The 16,982-nt window shown below is 64.9% G+C and carries 17 protein-coding genes and 1 pseudogene; 9 read left to right on the top strand and 9 right to left on the bottom strand.

The window, feature by feature from the left end; all coding sequences use genetic code 11:
• Positions 1-29: 29 nt before the first annotated feature.
• From E7811_RS15025 to E7811_RS15040, 4 genes are read right to left on the bottom strand one after another with little or no spacing between them, the layout of a single operon-like run.
• Complete coding sequence (locus E7811_RS15025; RefSeq protein WP_136395473.1) at positions 30-1,058, bottom strand: extracellular solute-binding protein; 1,029 nt, start codon at positions 1,056-1,058, stop codon at positions 30-32.
• Between the two features lie 23 nt (positions 1,059-1,081).
• On the bottom strand, positions 1,082-1,882 hold the full coding sequence (locus tag E7811_RS15030; protein ID WP_136395474.1) for an ABC transporter permease: 801 nt from the start codon (positions 1,880-1,882) through the stop codon (positions 1,082-1,084).
• Positions 1,882-2,805: an ABC transporter permease gene (locus E7811_RS15035; RefSeq protein ID WP_136395475.1), complete on the bottom strand. Its 924-nt coding sequence runs from the start codon at positions 2,803-2,805 to the stop codon at positions 1,882-1,884. The genes E7811_RS15030 and E7811_RS15035 overlap by 1 nt, the downstream gene beginning before the upstream one ends.
• The gene (locus E7811_RS15040; RefSeq protein ID WP_136395476.1) at positions 2,805-3,869 is read right to left on the bottom strand and encodes an ABC transporter ATP-binding protein; all 1,065 of its coding nucleotides are present in this window, start codon (positions 3,867-3,869) and stop codon (positions 2,805-2,807) included. The genes E7811_RS15035 and E7811_RS15040 overlap by 1 nt, the downstream gene beginning before the upstream one ends.
• A gap of 122 nt (positions 3,870-3,991) precedes the next feature.
• Between E7811_RS15040 and E7811_RS15045 the strand changes: the two genes are divergently transcribed.
• Together E7811_RS15045 and E7811_RS15050 are read left to right on the top strand one after the other, a co-directional pair.
• The gene (locus E7811_RS15045; protein WP_136395477.1) at positions 3,992-4,789 is read left to right on the top strand and encodes a helix-turn-helix transcriptional regulator; all 798 of its coding nucleotides are present in this window, start codon (positions 3,992-3,994) and stop codon (positions 4,787-4,789) included.
• Positions 4,790-4,873: 84 nt separating this feature from the next.
• Positions 4,874-6,364 (top strand): aldehyde dehydrogenase, encoded by a 1,491-nt coding sequence (locus tag E7811_RS15050; protein WP_136395478.1) that lies wholly within the window; start codon positions 4,874-4,876, stop codon positions 6,362-6,364.
• Positions 6,365-6,858: 494 nt separating this feature from the next.
• On the opposite strand, the gene E7811_RS15055 is transcribed toward E7811_RS15050, so the two are convergent.
• The 4 genes from E7811_RS15055 to E7811_RS15070 form a co-directional block, all read right to left on the bottom strand.
• The gene (locus E7811_RS15055; RefSeq protein WP_168733048.1) at positions 6,859-7,746 is read right to left on the bottom strand and encodes a branched-chain amino acid ABC transporter permease; all 888 of its coding nucleotides are present in this window, start codon (positions 7,744-7,746) and stop codon (positions 6,859-6,861) included.
• A 16-nt stretch (positions 7,747-7,762) separates the two neighbouring features.
• A complete protein-coding gene (locus E7811_RS15060) occupies positions 7,763-8,488 on the bottom strand; it encodes an ABC transporter ATP-binding protein (protein ID WP_136395479.1) in 726 nt (241 codons plus the stop codon).
• A gap of 63 nt (positions 8,489-8,551) precedes the next feature.
• A complete protein-coding gene (locus E7811_RS15065; protein ID WP_136395480.1) occupies positions 8,552-9,706 on the bottom strand; it encodes an ABC transporter substrate-binding protein in 1,155 nt (384 codons plus the stop codon).
• Between the two features lie 33 nt (positions 9,707-9,739).
• Complete coding sequence (locus E7811_RS15070; RefSeq protein WP_136395597.1) at positions 9,740-11,533, bottom strand: branched-chain amino acid ABC transporter ATP-binding protein/permease; 1,794 nt, start codon at positions 11,531-11,533, stop codon at positions 9,740-9,742.
• A gap of 160 nt (positions 11,534-11,693) precedes the next feature.
• Here E7811_RS15070 and E7811_RS15075 point away from each other — a divergent pair, with 160 nt between their 5' ends.
• From E7811_RS15075 to E7811_RS15100, 7 genes are all read left to right on the top strand, one after another.
• On the top strand, positions 11,694-12,602 hold the full coding sequence (locus E7811_RS15075) for a MurR/RpiR family transcriptional regulator (protein ID WP_136395481.1): 909 nt from the start codon (positions 11,694-11,696) through the stop codon (positions 12,600-12,602).
• Position 12,603: 1 nt separating this feature from the next.
• Positions 12,604-13,266 carry an isochorismatase family cysteine hydrolase gene (locus tag E7811_RS15080; RefSeq protein ID WP_211092125.1) on the top strand — a complete coding sequence of 221 codons (663 nt, stop codon included), beginning with the start codon at positions 12,604-12,606 and terminating at the stop codon, positions 13,264-13,266.
• A 7-nt stretch (positions 13,267-13,273) separates the two neighbouring features.
• Positions 13,274-14,590 carry a type I glutamate--ammonia ligase gene (locus E7811_RS15085; RefSeq protein ID WP_136395482.1) on the top strand — a complete coding sequence of 439 codons (1,317 nt, stop codon included), beginning with the start codon at positions 13,274-13,276 and terminating at the stop codon, positions 14,588-14,590.
• Positions 14,590-15,375: an N-formylglutamate amidohydrolase gene (locus E7811_RS15090; RefSeq protein WP_136395483.1), complete on the top strand. Its 786-nt coding sequence runs from the start codon at positions 14,590-14,592 to the stop codon at positions 15,373-15,375. Before E7811_RS15085 ends, E7811_RS15090 begins: the two co-directional genes overlap by 1 nt.
• Before the next feature lie 39 nt (positions 15,376-15,414).
• On the top strand, positions 15,415-15,570 hold the full coding sequence (locus tag E7811_RS17955; RefSeq protein ID WP_168733049.1) for a hypothetical protein: 156 nt from the start codon (positions 15,415-15,417) through the stop codon (positions 15,568-15,570).
• Between the two features lie 180 nt (positions 15,571-15,750).
• Positions 15,751-15,921, top strand: coding sequence for a hypothetical protein (locus E7811_RS18405; RefSeq protein WP_449353878.1), 171 nt, complete (start codon positions 15,751-15,753; stop codon positions 15,919-15,921).
• Positions 15,922-16,126: 205 nt separating this feature from the next.
• Positions 16,127-16,834, top strand: a complete 708-nt coding sequence (locus E7811_RS15100) for a DUF4386 domain-containing protein (RefSeq protein ID WP_136395484.1) — start codon at positions 16,127-16,129, stop codon at positions 16,832-16,834.
• On the opposite strand, the pseudogene E7811_RS18410 reads toward E7811_RS15100, so the two are convergent.
• Positions 16,806-16,912 (bottom strand): annotated as a pseudogene (locus E7811_RS18410) (IS481 family transposase); the annotation flags it as partial. The gene E7811_RS15100 and the pseudogene E7811_RS18410 sit on opposite strands and share 29 nt — an antisense overlap.
• Positions 16,913-16,982: the final 70 nt, after the last annotated feature.

The raw sequence follows: 16,982 nt of genomic DNA on the forward strand, positions 1-16,982 counted from the left end.
GCGGGCACGCCGCCCCCCCGCTGATCGGCTCACTTCTTCAGGTTGGTCCAGATCGCGTCGTAAAGTTTCTGGGTTTCCTCGTCGCAGACAGCGATGAACGATCCCGCGGGCGCATCGGCGGGCGGGTTGTTTTCGGGGCTGTTCTTGATCGCGTCATCCAGGAACGGTTCCACCCCGGTCACGCCCGCGGTATAGGCGGCATAGTTCGTGACGGCGGCGGCGTTTTCCGGGTCAAGAAGGAAGTTCATGAATTTCAGGGCGTTGTCACGGTTGGGCGCGTCTTTCAGCAGAACGACATTGTCCATCCAGACGACGAAACCTTCCTTGGGATAGGCGTACTCGACATTCGCCCCCTCGGCGCGGGCCTTGGCGGAAAAGCCGTTGTAGATCATGCCTGCCGCCGCATCTCCCGAGACAAGCACGTCCTTGGCCGTGTCAGAGCCGAACGAGGCCCAGTGCTGTTTGGCGTTGATCAGCATGTCGTTCAACGCCTTGAGCTGTTCGCGATCCGTGTTGCATTGCGGGATGCCCATGTAGATCGAGGCCAGTGCCAGCACCTCGCCCTGGCTGTCGAGCACGTTGATCTTGCCGCGCAGTTCCTCGGGCGGGTCGAAGATCATCGCCAGGGTGTTGATGTCGCCCTGATAGACGTCGCGGTTCACCGAAAACGCGGTCGAGCCCCACTGATAGGGGATCGAGGATTTGCGGCCCGGATCGAAGGGCACGTCCAGCCATTGCGGGGCGATGTTGCCGAAGTTCGGCAGATCCGCCGGGGCGAAGCTGTCAAGCAGCCCTTCGCCGGCCATGATTTCCACCATATAGTCGCCCGGCACGGCCACGTCATACTGGCCCATCTTGCCGGCCTTCAGGCTGGCCAGCATCGCCTCGTTCGAATCGTAGGTGTCGATTGTCACCTCGATGCCCGTCTCGGCGGTGAACTTGTCCACCAGTTCCTGCGGGATGTACTCGAACCAGTGATAGACCGAAAGCTTTCCCTCGGCATGGGCCGCGCCGGCCAGGAGGGCCAGGGCGGTGGAGGACAGGATCAGTTTCTTCATGGGTCTCTCCTTGTTGGGGGTGGTCAGGCGCGGGCCTTCTGCCCGCTTCGGTTGATGAAATACGACAGCGTGACGATCAGGGCCGAAAGCGCCAGCATAATCGTGGAAATGGCCATGATGTTGGGCTTGATTCCCTGTTTCACCGATCCGAAGATCGCGGTGGGCAGGGTTTCCATGCCCGCGCCCTTCACGAAATTCGTGATGATGAAATCATCCAGCGAGATGATGAAGGCCAACAGGTAGCCCGAGATGATCCCCGGCACCATCAAGGGCAGCAGGATCAGCCGGAACGCCTGCCAGCGGGTCGCGTAAAGGTCGCGGGCTGCCTGTTCGTAATGCGCCTCGATCCCCTGCATGCGCGCCGCGATCGGCAGATAGGCGAAGGGGATGCAAAAGGTGATGTGGGCGATGACGATGGTCAGATAGCCGGTGGTCAGCCCGATCGTGGCAAAAAAGATCAGCGTGGCCACGGCGATGACGATCTCGGGCACCATCAGCGGCAGGTTGATCAGCGCGAAGGTCGCCTGCTTGCCGCGAAAGCGCCCGCCCCGCACCATGGCCAGCGCCGCCGCCGTGGCGATCGCCGTGGCGGTCGTGGCCGCGATCAGCGCGATGGTCAGCGAGTTCCAGGCGGCGGCCTTGAAGCGTGGCGCCTCGGGCCCGGTGAACACATCGGCATACCAGCGCCACGAGAACCCGCCCCAGGTGGTGATCGAGGTGGACCCGTTGAAGCTGTAGATCGTGACCACGATCAATGGCGCGTAAAGGATCACCAGGCAGGCGATGGTGACGGCCAGGAACCCGGGATAGCGGCGCAGGTCCATCAGCGTGCCTCCGACCGGGCCGCGGCGCGGGCGTAAAGGATCAGGACCAGCATCACCAGCGTCATCAGGATCATCGCTGCCGCCGCGCCGAAGGGCCAGTTGCCCTGGCTGCCCTTGAACTGTTCGTCGATCAGACTGCCGATCATGAAGGTCTTGGCCCCGCCCAGAAGGTCGGGTGCCAAAAACGCGCCGAGCGAGGGCACGAAGACCAGGATGCAGCCTGCCACGATGCCGGGTTTGACGGCCGGGATGACGATCTCGCGCAGGGTGACCCAGCGGCTGGCGTACAGGTCATGCGCGGCCTCGGTCAGGGCAAAGTTGTAGCGTTCGACCGCGGCATAGATCGGCAGCACCATGAAGGGCAGGTAGCTGTAGAACAACCCCAGTTGCACCGCGAGGTTGGTGTTGACCAGGGGCAGCGGCGTGTCGATCAGGCCGATGCCCATCAGCGCCTCGTTCAGGGGGCCGTTTTCGCGGATCAGGAATTTCAGGCTGACGGTGCGGATCAGAAGGTTGACCCAATAGGGGATGGTGATCAGGAACAGCCAGATCGGTCGCGTCCGTTCGGGGCGCGTGGCGATGAACCAGGCGGTGGGAAATCCCACGATCAGGCAGATCAGCGTGGCCACCCCGGCCTGCCAGATCGACCGCCAGAAGATGCCGAGATAGGTCCATTCGATCGAAGGCGGCTCGTCCCCGAACAGCCCTCGGTTCAGGAAGAACTGGTCATAGGCGGCCAGCGTGAAATCCCAGATCACCCCGCCGCGGAATTCCTTTGTCAGAAAGGAATAGGTCGCCATCAACCCGACGGGGATGACAAGGAAGATGCCGATCACCACCCATGTGGGCAGCAACAGCGGGCCGACGATGCCGCGATAATCCGCGCCCGCCGCGCTGCCCTTGCCCGCCACCGGCCCCGCCATCAGTCCACCAGAAGGCGCGCGGCGCCTTCCTCTATCGTCAGGCCGACGCGGGCGCCGGGGGCGGGGATGTCGGTTCGGGCGGAATTGGGCAGCCGCACGTTCAGCTCTTCGCCGCTTGCGCTGCGCGCGACCAGTTGCAGGTCATTGCCCTTGTAGATCACGCGTTCGACCGTGGCGGCCAGATCGGCCCCTTCGGCCGGGGCCAGATGCAGCCGTTCCGGCCGGATCGAGACGTGATGTGCGCCGGGCCGGATGCCCTCGGGGGCGGTGCAGGAAATCTGGTGCCCGTCGGCCAGCGCGGCCATGGCCCGGCCTGCCGCGATCTGGCCCACGGTGACGGGCAACAGGTTCGTCTCGCCAATGAAATCGGCCACGAAACGGTTGATCGGCGCCTCGTAGATGTCCTGCGCGGCCCCAACCTGCTGCACCCGGCCCGCGCTCATCACGGCGATGCGGTCGCTCATGGTCAGGGCTTCCTCCTGATCGTGGGTGACGAAGATGAAGGTGATGCCCGTCTGTTCCTGAAGCGATTTCAGTTCCACCCGCATCGCCTGCCGAAGCTTCAGATCCAGCGCCGAAAGCGGCTCGTCCAGAAGCAGGACGCGGGGCGCGGGGGCCAGCGCGCGGGCCAGCGCCACGCGCTGTTGCTGGCCGCCCGAAAGCTGCGCGGGCAGCCGGTCGGCGAAGGCGGACAGATGCACCATCTCCAGCATCCGGCCCGCCCGGTCGCGCCGTTCGGCCGGAGGCACGCCTTTCATCTTCAGCCCGAAGGCCACGTTGTCGATCACCGACATATGCGGGAACAGGGCGTATTGCTGGAACACCGTGTTCACCGGTCGGTGGTTCGGCGCGAGGCGGGCGATGTCCTTGCCGAAAAGCCGGATCTCGCCTTCGGTCAGGTCCTCGAACCCGGCGATCAGCCGCAACAGCGTGGTCTTGCCGCAGCCGGACGGACCAAGCAGCGTGAAAAAGGCGTTGTCCGCGATCTCGAGCGAAACGCCATGCAGCGCGGTCACGTCGCCATAGCGCTTCACCGCGTGCCGGATGTCGACGGCTGTGGTCATGTATTCCCTGTCGGCTTCGGGGGCGGCCTCCCAACCCATACCCCCCGTTTTCCTGAAATCAGGCTAGGACAGCGCCAACCAAGGGGTATATACCCCCAGAGAGGTATAGCCCCCGAGGCCAGATGGACGCCCTGCCGAACACCGCCGAAGCCAGCCTGGGCGATTGCATCCGCGCTGTCGGGCTGAAAGGGTTCGAAAGCGCCTTGCACCGCTGGCTGCATCGCTGCGTGCCCTTCGACAACCTCATCATCCTGGCCTATCGCGACGGCGGCCCGCCGATCGTGTTCTATCGCCATTGCGACAGCCCGCAGGTCTTTGCCGAGCTGGACACGATCTATCTGTCCGGTGCCTATCTGCTGGATCCCTATCACGACCTTCACCTGCAGCGGGTGCCTGCGGGTGCGTACCGGTTGCGCGACGTCGCGCCGGATGCCTTTCACCGCAGCCGGTATTTTCGCGGCTACTACCAGCAGACCACCCTGCTGGACGAACTGACCTTCGTCGCCTATCCGCAGGCCGACCTGTCCTTCAACATCTGCCTTGGCCGCGACGCGACCTCGGGCCAGCCTTTCACCACGCGCGAGGTGGAAACCGTCATGCGGATCGCGCCTGTCGTCACCTCCCTGGCCGAGGCGCACTGGAAGGGGCTTTCGGCGCAAAGCGGCCCCGCGCAGGACACCGGGGCGCGGCTGGTCGCGGCGGTGCGGGACCGGCACGGGATCCACCTTTCCCCCCGGCAGGCAGAGGTCGCCCTTCTGATCCTGCGCGGACATTCGACAGTGTCGATCGGCCTGCGGATGGGGGTCAGCGCGCAGACGGTCAAGGTGTTCCGCAAACAGCTTTATGCCCGATGCGGGATCACTTCGCAGGCAGAGCTGTTCGCGTTGCTGGTGCCGCTCCTGTCGCCGCGCCCGGATTAGGCTAAGGCTAAGCCGCGCGGCGGAAGAACCGAATCTGCCCTTGCCATGACGGCCCCTATCCTGCCCCCGAACAGGAGGAACGTCATGACCGACACGCTGGTAGAATGGCAGGGGCGGGCTGCGGCCCTGACGCTGCGCAACCGCATCTGGATCGACGGGGCATATCACGACGCGGCCGAGGGCGGCAGGTTCGCCACCGTGAACCCTGCCACCGGCCAGACCCTGACCGAGGTCGCGCGCGGTACCGCCGCCGATGTGGACCGTGCCGTGGCCAGCGCGCGCGCCGCGTTCGACGATGGCCGCTGGTCGCGCAAGTCGCCGTCGGAACGCAAGGAAGTGCTGTTGCGCCTTGCCGCGCTGATCCGGGAAAACGTGCCGGAACTTGCGCTTCTCGACACGCTCGACATGGGCAAGCCGATCGCCGAAAGCAGCACCATCGACGCCCCCGGATCGGCGCATTTCTTCCAGTGGCATGCCGAAGCCGTCGACAAGCTTTATGACGAGATCGCCCCCACCGGCCCCGGTGATCTGGCGCTGATCCGGCGCGAGCCTCTGGGTGTGGTGGGCGCGGTCGTGCCCTGGAACTTCCCGCTGGACATGGCAACGTGGAAACTGGCGCCCGCGCTGGCCACCGGCAATTCCGTGGTGCTGAAGCCGGCCGAACAATCGCCGCTGTCGGCGCTTCGCCTTGCGGAACTGGCGGCCGAGGCCGGGTTGCCCGATGGGGTGCTGAACGTGGTGCCGGGATACGGGCACGAGGCGGGAATGGCGCTTGGCCTTCACCCGGATGTGGACGTGATCGCCTTCACCGGATCGACCGAGGTGGGCAAGCTGTTTCAAACCTATGCCGGCCGGTCGAACATGAAGCAGGTCTGGCTGGAAACCGGCGGCAAGTCGCCCAACCTGATCTTTCCCGACGCGGATCTGGATCGGGCCGCCGACATGGCCGCCTTTGGCATCTTCTTCAACGCGGGCGAGGTCTGTTCGGCCAATTCGCGCCTGCTGGTCCATCGCGAGGTGCATGACGCGATGGTCGAACGGCTGGCCGCGCGGGCGGCGGCGGTGCGGCAGGGCAACCCGCTTGATCCGGGCACGAACATGGGGCCGATGGTGGACCGGGGCCATGCCGAACGCGTGGCGGGGTTCATCGAACGCGCCCACGCTGCGGCCCGCCTTGTCTGCGGCGGCGAACGGGTGACGCGCGACGGATCGGACGCCTGGATCACGCCCACGATCTTTGACCGGGTGGATCCGGCCAGCGAACTGGCCCGGGACGAGGTGTTCGGCCCCGTGCTGGCCGTCATCCCCTTCGACGACGAGGCCGAGGCGCTGCGGCTGGCCAATGACTCCGCCTACGGCCTCGCGGCTTCGGTCTGGACGCGTGACATTGACCGTGCCCTGCGGCTGTCGCGCAATCTGCAGGTGGGCACCGTTTCGGTGAACACGGTCGATGCGCTGTCCGCGATGACGCCCTTCGGCGGGGTCAAGCAATCCGGCCACGGGCGCGACCTGTCGATCCACAGTTTCGACAAGTACACCGCGCTCAAGACGGTGTGGATCAAGGCCGGTTCGTAAGCGGTGCGGTCGGCGTGCGGGGCAGGGGGGATGCGCCGCCGGCACCCCGGCGATGGTGCGAGCAAAGACCGTGGCGCACCCGCCCTTCCCGTTTCCGGGCCGTGGCCCCCTCCCGGCCCGGGCGTGACGGGATATGGACGACGCCTGGCCAGTGGCCTGCAGGTCGTCGGGGAAATGTTTAGGCGGAAACGGGTTGTTTCTGCGGGTTGAACCGAACGGATCGCGCTTCGGGGCAAGCGCCGGGGCATCGTCCCCGGCAATCCTGTCCTTCTGCCGATGGGCAGAGGCGCGCCCGACCTGCGCCGCGCCAGCATTTGACGCGACTGCCACAGAGATCGTGCGAGGCGTCCGAAGCGTTCTTCGCGCTTTGCGCCTGCCGGGGTATCGAAGGGATTGCCCAAGCCAAGGGCTTTGCGCGACGTGCCTGGCGCGCCCCTTCGCAACAGCCCCCGCCGGCGTTCACGGCCTGTCCGCAAGGCAAGCAGACAAGCCTGTCAAAGCTTGACCAGCGTCTTGCGCGCCAGAAGGCCCTGAGGGCGAAACAACAGGACCGCGATGACCACAAGGATGGCGAAGGCATCGCGGTAGGGAAGCAGGCTTTCGGGCAGATAGGCCTGCAGAATGACCTCGATGAAGCCCAGAAGGAAGCCACCGGCGACGGCCCCGGAAAGGCTGCCAAGTCCGCCGATGATCGCCGCGATGAAGGCTTTCAACACCGGCAGTGCCCCCATCAGCGGATCGACGCTGCCGCGCTGTGCCACCCACAGCAAACCCGCGACCCCGGCCAGAAGGCCCGAGATCACGAAGGCGGTCGCCACGACCGAATTGGCGCGAAGGCCCATCAGGCGCAGCACCGCGAAATCCTCGGCCGCCGCGCGCATCGCCCTGCCGGCCATCGTGCGGTGAAGAAACAGGTTAAGTCCCAGAAGCATGACCAGTGTCACGATGATCGAGATCAGCTGGATCATGCCCAGGTGCAGCGGTCCGACGGTCAGGACGCCGGACAGCGAGGCGGGAATGGAAACCGGGATGGGACGGGCCGATATCAGGTTCTGGAACAGCACCCGCAGGATGGCGCTGACGGCAAAGCTGGTCAGCAGAAGGGTTGTGCCGGATGCACCGCGCACGGGTCGGAAGGCGACCCTTTCCATCAGGAAGGCGGCCACCATCGCGACGGAAAGGCCTGCGATCACCGCGAGGGGAAAGGGCAGGCCCCAGATCAGCGCGAAGCAGATCGCATATCCGGTCACGGTCATCAGTTCGCCATGGGCGAAGTTTATGAGCCCGATGATCGAAAAGACCACGGCCAAACCGAGCGCCAGAAGCGCATAGGTCCCACCAAGGCTGAGGGCGTTCAGAAGTTGCTGCAGAAAGATGTCCATCGCGATGTCCTTGGCCTTAAGCGCCCAGGTAGGCGTCTTGGATTTCCGGTGAAGCGCGCAATTCTTCTGCACTGCCCTGCAGTTCGATCCGACCATTCGCAAGGACATACCCGCGGTCGGCGATTTCAAGCGACTGCGCCACGTTCTGTTCAACCAGAAGGATAGTCAGGCCACGTTCGCGCAGACTGCCGATCAGGTCAAAGATCTGGTCCACCACCTGAGGCGCAAGGCCAAGAGAGGGTTCATCCAGAAGCAGCAGATCGGGTGAGGACATCAGCGCGCGCGCAATGGCCAGCATCTGTTGCTCGCCTCCCGACAGCGAGCCTGCGTTTTGATGCAGCCGTTCGGCCAGAATGGGGAACCGCTCCAGCATGTCGGCCTTCACCGCCGCCGGATCACCTCGTGTTGCGTGCTTCGCGCCGCCCAGCATCAGGTTTTCGTCCACGGTCAATGACGAAAACACCCGGCGGCCTTCGGGAACCAGCGTCAAGCCACGCCTGACAACGGTCTCGGGCGGCACACCTTGAAGATCGCTGCCACTAAACTCCATCCGCCTGGCCTTGCGCGGCGCAAGTCCGACGATCGCATTCAGGGTCGAGCTTTTTCCCGCCCCGTTGGCACCCAGAAGGGTGACGATTTCGCCCCGCCTGACAGTCAGGTCAATGCCACGAACGGCCTCGACCGCGCCGTAGCTGACGGTCAGGTCTTCGATCAGCAGAAGGGTATCATCAGGCGCGGTCATTGGGGTCCTGCAATGCTGAGGGGTCTGGTGGCCCGGGCAGACCCGGGCCACCCATGAGGTCGGTCACGGGGCCGGAATATCGGCCGGGTCAGGCTGCCCCTGGGCGACCAGTTCCCGGTCGCCGGCCTTGATCCGAACCAGCGAGACAGAGCGCAGCGGCATGCCCATGGTGCCCTTGTAAGAGATCGTCCCGGTCACACCCTGGAGGTTTTCCAGATTGGCGATCCCTTCGCGGATGGCGGCAGGATCGAGGCTGTCGGCGGCGCTGACGGCGGCTTCGATGACGTTGCCAAGGTCATAGCCGTTCGCGATGTAGATGGTATCGGGGGCCGCGCCCGTCTTTTCCGTCCACTTCGCGTTGAAGGCTTCGAGGGGGCTGCCGGCGGTGGCATGACCGGCGGTCGAGAACACGACGCCTTCGACCAGATCGCCCAGGCCGAATGTCGTCGGGCTGTCGATTCCGTCCGAACCAAGGATCGGCGTCGTCACGCCCGCCCCGCGCAGTTGCCGGATGAAGGCCGGAAAGTCAGGCTCGTAGGCCGAAGTCATGATGACATCTGGTTTGGGATCCATCGCGGCGATCTTGGTCACCTCCGCGCCGAAATCCTGCTGACCGATCGAGTAGGTGCCTTCACCCATGATGGCGCCGCCCTTGGCGGTGAACGCCTGGCCGAAATACTGCGGCAGTTTCAGGGTGTAGGCGCTGTCGGGCGAGGTCAGGATATAGGCGGTCTTGTAGCCGCTCTCGACGGCATGGGCGGCCAGCATGGTGGCCTGCACATTGTCGGCGGGATAGTTCGAGAACATGAAATCGCCGACCGCAAGCGGCAGTGTCGGCGTTGTCGCGCAGAAGGAAATCGCCGGGATTCCGGCGGCCTGGGTGATCATGCCGGCGGCGATCGACGGGTCGGCATCGCAGGGCGTGATGATCAGTTGCGCCCCGGCATCGACCAGTTCCTGCGCCACAAGGGCGGTTTGGGCCGAGTCCGACCGCGTGTCCTTGATGATGGTCTTGATCGGGAATTTTCCGGCGATGCCCCCGGCCGCGTTGATCTCGTCGATCTTCATCTGCAAACCGGCCAGGTTCGGCTGGTCATAGGGGGCCAGGCCGCCCGTCTGGGCGGTGGCAAGGCCGATGACCAGGTCCTCGGCCGTCGCCGATGTCGCTGCCAACACCGCGAAGGCGCCTGAAAGCAGCACAAGCTTGTTTTTCTTCATCGTTGATCTTCCTCTGTTGGTTGGCACGAAAAGTCAGGCGGCAGCACGGCGCTTGCCGATGTAGGCTTCGATCACGGCCGGATTGGCCCGGATTTCGTCGGGCGTTCCCTCGGCGATCATCTGCCCCTTGTTGAGAACGACGATATGGTCACACAGACGCATGATCAGCTTCAGGTCATGTTCCACCACAAGAAGCCCGATCTGATGGTCGGCACGGATCTGTCGCAGCACCCCGATCAGGGCATCGGTTTCGGCCGGGTTCATTCCGGCCGCAGGTTCGTCGAGCAGCAGGAATGACGGACGAAGCGCAAGCGCGCGGGCGATTTCCAGCCGCCGTTGGGCGCCATAGGGCAACGAGTTGGCGGGACGGCTGGCATCGTCCTGCATTCCGACCATCGCCAGCGCAGCCATGGCGGCTGCGCGGCTGTCCTCGCCAGGGCGGGCGACGGCATCCGCGGCGACGGTGACGTTTTCCAGCACCGTCAGGTTGCGAAACAGGCGGATGTTCTGGAAGGTGCGGCCAAGACCCAGCGTGGGAACCGCGTTCACCGGCACAAGCGCGGTATCCGTTCCGTTCAGCAGCACGCGGCCGGAACTGGGCGGGACGACCCCGGAAATGGCATTGATGAGTGTGGACTTGCCCGCACCGTTCGGGCCGATCAGCCCGGTCACGACGCCCGGACGGACAATGAAACTGACATCTTCCAGCGCCACCAGGCCGGAAAATCGCCGGCCCACGCCCTCGATGGAAATCAACGCATCGTCCGATACGGGCGTTTGCCGGGGAGCGTTCGCCCGGACGACGGGTTCGGGGAAAAGCCGTTCATCCACCTCGCGCAGTCCGAACAGACCGTCGCGCAGGCGATACATCACCGCAAGGATGACGAGGCCGACACCGATGTCGGTCAGGCCGAAAACCTCGGGCAATTGCAGGCCGAAGACCTCGGCCCCGCCTTCCAGGCGGCGCAGGAGATCGACCATGATCACAATCAGGGCCGTGCCACCTACCGCCCCCGAAACTGTCGAGATGCCGCCCAGGATCAGCATCGACATCAGAAGGAACGTCAGGTTGAAATAGAAATCCTTGGGCGAGAAAGCCCCAAGGAAATGGGCGAGAAGAACACCTGCGGATGCGGAAACCAGACCGCTCAACACCCAGGCCACGAACCTTTGGCGCACGACGTTCACGCCGCAGGCCAGCGCGGCGATTTCATCCTCGCGCGCGGCACGAAGGGATAGCCCGCCCCTGGTGCCGCGATAGGTCCGGGCCAGGGCAACGGCGGTCACTGCCACAATGAGCGCGGGGAAGGCCGAGACGCCCCGCGGCACACCGAAGAAGGTCTGGCTGCCACGGGTGATGTCGGTCGAAGCCACCAGCGTGACATGGACGATGACCAGGAAACCCAGCGTGGCGATCGAGGCCGCCGCCCCGCCCAACCGCGCCAGCGGCAGACCGAACAGAGCCGCCACAATGGCGACAACCAGCAAGGCGCCAGCCATCCCGACGAAAAGCGGCTGCCCCCCGGCAATCGCCGCCAGCCATCCCGGCAGATTGGGCAGGCTGGTCGAGATGATGGCAGGCTGGATCGTCAGCAGCGATGAACCATAGGCGCCCAATGCCATGAAACCGGCGTGACCGAACGAGATGATCCCGGAGTTCCCGCTGTAGATCTGCATGCCGACAACGGCGGTTACATAGATCAGATACAGGGTCGCCAGACGCGCGAAGGCCGCCGGAAAGAAAAGCTCGGCACAGATCGCCAGAGCGATCAGCGGCAGGGCGAGTGTGATCGTGCCCTTGATGGCCTGCATCCCGATACGCGGCATCATCCCTCCAAAACGTGGCCAAAGTTCCGGCACTTCCCAGAGCATGGTGTAGCCGTGGTCGATATGTCAATATCATTTCACTTAAATCAAAATCATTGACGTTTGTATCGTATGTTACATAGTGCGTTGCAGAGGATGTGACTGGCTGAGGACAAAACGTATGGCGATCCGTGACCGCTTGACCGATGGCAGCGTGCAGTTGACGCCGTCTGACCTGAAGGTGGCGCGCGCCTTGCTTGCGGACTATCCGGCGGCGGGTCTGAATACCGTCGCCCAGCTTGCCGCGCTCGCCGGGGTGTCGGGGCCGACGGTCGTGCGCTTTGTGACGCGTCTGGGCTTTGACGGTTTTCCTGACTTCCAGAAGGCTTTGCTGGCGGAAGTGCAGGCGCGGATGAACTCGCCCCTTGCCATGATCGATGCGGGCAAGGCGGCCGGGGTGCCGCAGGAACAGATCTACCAGGTCGTGCTGCGGTCGTGTGTCACCATGCTGGAGACGACCTCGGGCATGGTTCCCGCGGCCGATTTCGATATGGCCGCACGGCTCGTGACCGATCCTGCGCTGCGGCTGCATTTCATCGGCGGGCGCTTCTCGGGGTATCTTGCCGGGATGCTGTGGCAGCACATGCGCCAGCTGCGTGCGGATTGCCTGATGGTCAGTGACAACCTTCCGGACAGGGTCGATTCGCTGATCGATATCGGGCGGCGTGACCTGATCATTGCCTTCGACTACCGCCGCTACCAGACCGACACGATCCAGTTCGTCACCTCTGCTGCCGAGCGGGGGGCGCAGGTGATCTTGTTTACAGACCCTTGGGCTTCACCTTTGACGGCTCATGCCAAGGTGGTGCTGACCGCCCCGGTCGAAGGGCCATCGCCATTCGACACCATGGTTCCCGCTCTGGCCCAGCTCGAAGCGCTGATCGCCGCGGTCACCACACGGCTGTCTACCACGTCGCGCGCCCGGATCGCCGAAATCGAGGCCCTGCGCCGCCATTCGGGCATCACCGAGGACCAGCCCGCCCAAGATCCCAAGACAGTGCCGCACAGCGCGGACCCAGCCGGAGAATGACATGAGCGACATGATTTCCATCGAATATGGCGGCCAGACTATTCGCAGGGACAGCCCCTATGCAAAGGGTGCCTGCACCTTTCTTCTGGTGGACATGCAGCGCATCTGGGCCGAACCGATGATGGACCCGACGCACCCGATGCCGGCAGACAGCTATTTCATGAAGCGGGTTCACGAGACGGTCATCCCCAATCAGGTGAAGATCCTCAACGCATTCCGCAATGCCGGCGAGAATGTGTGCCATACGATCATCGAAAGCCTGACCGCGGATGGCCGCGACCGGTCACTTGATCACAAGCTTTCGAACATGCATGTGCCGAAGGGCGCACCCGAAGGGGCCATCATCGCACCGCTGGCGCCGACGGAAAACGAGCCGGTGCTGCCGAAAACGTCTTCGGGCCTCTTCAACTCGACAAATGCCGATTACGTGCTGCGCAACCTGAACACCCGCTTCCTTGTCATCGCCGGGATCGTCACGGATCAGTGCGTGGACATGGCGGTTCGCGATGCCGCGGATCGAGGCTATCTGGTGACGCTCGTCCAGGATGCCTGTGCCACCTACACGCCGGAACGGCATGAAGCGGCATTGCGCGCCTATGGCGGCTATTGCTGGATCACCGATACCGAAACCGTGCTGGCCCGCATCGCGGCCCTTGGCGAATGAGCGCATCATGATGAAAGCCGAAGAGCTTGTGACGTTTGTCACCACGGATATTGCGGCCATTACACGGGGCCGCGCCGTGGCGGCGGCCGACCTGCCCGGCGCCCTGACAAGGGGCGTCGGCTGGGTGCCGGCAAACCTGTCGCTGACCCCGTTCGACGAAATCGCCAGCCCCAACCCGTTCGGCTCTTCGGGCGATCTGCGCCTGATGCCCGACCCCGAAGCCGGCGTGCGGATCGAGGGGCTTGGGGGGCGCACCCCGCTGCATTTCTATCATTCCGACATCACCAATCTTGACGGGACCCCGTGGGAGGGCTGCGTCCGCTCGATGCTGAAGGCGGCCGTCGCGGATCTGGAACGTCTGGGCCTGCGTGTGATCGCGGCCTTCGAGCAGGAATTCCAGATCCTTGGCGCAAGCTGGCCGGCCGCGCCGTCGTTCGCGCTTTCGGCGCAGCGTCGCGCGGATCCGTTCGGGCCATTGCTGATGGCGGCACTCGGTGCGGCGGGGTGCGCGCCGGAATGTTTCCTGCCGGAATATGGCCGCGACCAGTTTGAAATCGTGTGCGGCCCCTCTGGCGCGGTGCAGGCCGCAGACCGTGCCGTTACCATCCGCGAAATCACCCGCGAACTGGCGGCGACCATGGGCTGGAAGGCCAGCTTCTGCCCAAAGACGGACCCTGATGGTGTGGGCAACGGTGTGCACATTCACCTGTCGTTGACAGACCTTGAGGGAAACCCGGTCACATTCGACGCCGCGCGCCCCGGGCGACTGTCCGTCAAGGCTGGGTCCTTTGCCGCAGGGATCGTGCGGCACATGGCGGCGCTGACTGCGCTGGCCGCGCCCAGTGCGGTTTCCTACCAGCGCCTGAAGCCGCACCACTGGTCGGCCTCGTGGACGACGCTTGGCGAAAAGGACCGGGAGGCGACCTTGCGGATCTGCCCGACCTCGGAACGGCCCGGTCACGACCCTTCGCGATCCTTCAACATGGAATTCCGCGCTGCCGACGCGACCGCAAGCCCGCATCTTGCCCTGGCCATGCTGATCCGGGCCGGGCTGGAGGGCGTGCGCGACGGGCTTGACACCCCGCCGATCGTGAAGGGCGACCCGGATGAGATGTCGGCCGAAGACCGCGCCCGCCTCGGCATCCGCCGGCTTCCGGCCAGCCTGCCGGAAGCGCTGACCGCGCTTGAACATGACCGGGTGGTCTGTGGCTGGATGTCACCGACCTTTCTTGAATGCTGGAAGGGCATGCGGCTCAAGGAGATGGAAATCGTATCTGGCCTCGATGATGCAGAACTTTGCCGTCGCTATGCCGGGGTTTACTGATGCTGACGCGACCCTTGACCGCCTCTGCGCCGCTGCTGGATCTGGATGAGCCGCCGCCCTATGGCGTCATCAATCCGGATGGCGCCTCGGACCTGCTGCTGTTGTGCGAACACGCGCTGCCGCGCATTCCCCGTCGGCTTGCCCATCTGGGGCTGCCGAAATCCGAAAGGTTGCGCCACATCGGATGGGACATCGGGGCCCTGTCCCTGGCGCGCGACCTGTCAGCCAGATTGGATGCGCCATTGTTCCACACGGCCTATTCACGGCTCGTAGTGGACTGCAATCGACCGCTCGACAACCCATCGCTGATCCCCGAAACCAGTGAAACCACGGCCATTCCGGGCAACCGCAACCTTGCGGCCAGCGAACGGGCCGAGCGGCTTGAAACATTCTTTGACCCGTTCCAGGCCGCCGTCAGCCGGAGACTGGACCTGCGCGCTGCCGCAGGCAAACTCACCTTCGTTGTGGGTGTCCACAGCTATACGCCGGTCTACAAGGGGATTTCCCGGCCCTGGCATGCCGGTATCCTCTATGCCCGGGCGACCGAGTTCGCCGGCCGGATGATGCGGGCGCTTGAACAGGAAGGCGGGCTCGTGATCGGTGACAACGAACCCTACCGGATAGACCACGACGATTATACCGTGCCCGTCCATGGCGACGCGCGGGGCCTTCCCGCCTTCCTGATCGAGGTGCGCCATGACCTGATCTCTACGGCGCAGGGTGTCGCGGAATGGGCGGAAAGGCTGGACCGCTGCCTGCGTCTGGCGATGGACGCGGGCAGATAAGCGGGCGTTTGCGCGCGCGATAAGACAGCATTGGCCGGATTGCAGGAAATCCGGTTCTTTCCGCAGGCGATCCTGGGCGGCTTGGATGCGATCCCGCGCACCGACGCCGGGCGCGATCTGACAGACCTGTCGACCGCACGGCGCGCGGCGGGCCCGGCGCGCCTGTCCGGGCTGGGGCAGCCGCCGCTGCGGTGACGGGCGTTCTTTTGCGTGACATTCCCGCCGATCGGTCCCGATGCGCCCTTGGGCGCAGGCGGAGTTGCAGCCGGACCCGGTGGCGCCGCGTCGACGGCTGCGGGCGCGGTCCCAGGCCGGAAATGGCCACCGCCCGTTTCACCTCTTGGCTTCACCGCATGGCTGTTGACCACAGGCGGCTTGATCCTGCTGCCGTTCGCGGTGATCATGGATCCCGCGCTGGCGGCCGTCTCGGTGACCAGCCTTGCGGCGCTGGCGTGGCGCGCCCTCATCGGCGCGGTGGCAACCGATGCGCTGTGGTTCCGGGCGTCGCGAGGATCGTGCCTGGCGCGGTTTCGACGTTCGGCATGATGAACCCGGTGGCCGCCGTCCTGCCGGGTTGTGTGGTTCCCGGTCAATCCATGTCGGCCTTGCAAGAAGGCGGTGGTGCCATCGTCCTCGGGTCCGTCCGCGCAGGACAGCGGGCCAACCGCCCATTCCCGCGGGTCGCCCTGAACGGCCCGGTCAAGGCCCGGGCGCAGGCCGCCTGAGGGCCATTGAAGAAAGGACTTCCCAAGTGACCCCCCTGACACTCACCCAAGGCCTGGCACGCAACGCGCGGCTCGCCGGGCTGCTCTACCTTGTCATCATCGTGACCGGTCTCGGCGCAGAGCTTGGCCTCCGGGGGCCACTGATCGATCTGGGCGATGCCGACGCGACCGCCGCCGCGATCCTCGCCTCTCCCGGCCAGTTCCGCCTCGCCATCGCCGCCGATCTCGTGATGGCGCTCAGCGATGCGGGCCTCGCCATCCTGCTCTATCTGATCTTTCGCGCCATGGCACCGGGTCTTGCGCTGGCGGCAATGGTGTTCCGTCTGATCCAGACGGTGCTGATCGCGGCCAGTCTCATGGCCCTGCTGACGGCGTGGCTGGTGCTGAACCGCGCCGAGGGCCTGAACGACACACCGACGCTTGCGCTGGTTTTCCTGGACCTGCACGCGCATGGTTACGACCTCGGGCTTGTCTTTTTCGGCGTGAACAGCCTGATCATGGGCCTGATGGTCGGGCGATCGGGCCTTTTCGCCAAGGCGTTCGGCGCGGGGCTTCTGGTGGCCGGGCTGGTCTATCTGACGGGCAGCGGCCTGCGGCTGTTCGCGCCGGACTGGTCCGCGGTTTTTGCCCCGGCCTATGGGCTGACCATCCTGGCCGAGACGGCGTTCTGTCTTCGGCTCTTGTCTCAGCGGGGGCCACGCACACCGGCATCTGGCAGATCGGGTCGAGGATGAACCGATCCGGCTCTGACGTCCGGATTTTGCAGATCTCTTCGTGGGGGGCGGGCCGCCGAGTGTCTTGAGCCTGCGGGCGACGGGCGGTCGGGCAACAACACGGCCGCGCCGATCTGCGGGCTGAAGCCCTTTGGAAAAACCAAGTAGG

The organism is Aliigemmobacter aestuarii, assembly GCF_004799285.1.
GTDB classification, from domain to species: Bacteria; Pseudomonadota; Alphaproteobacteria; order Rhodobacterales; family Rhodobacteraceae; genus Aliigemmobacter; species Aliigemmobacter aestuarii.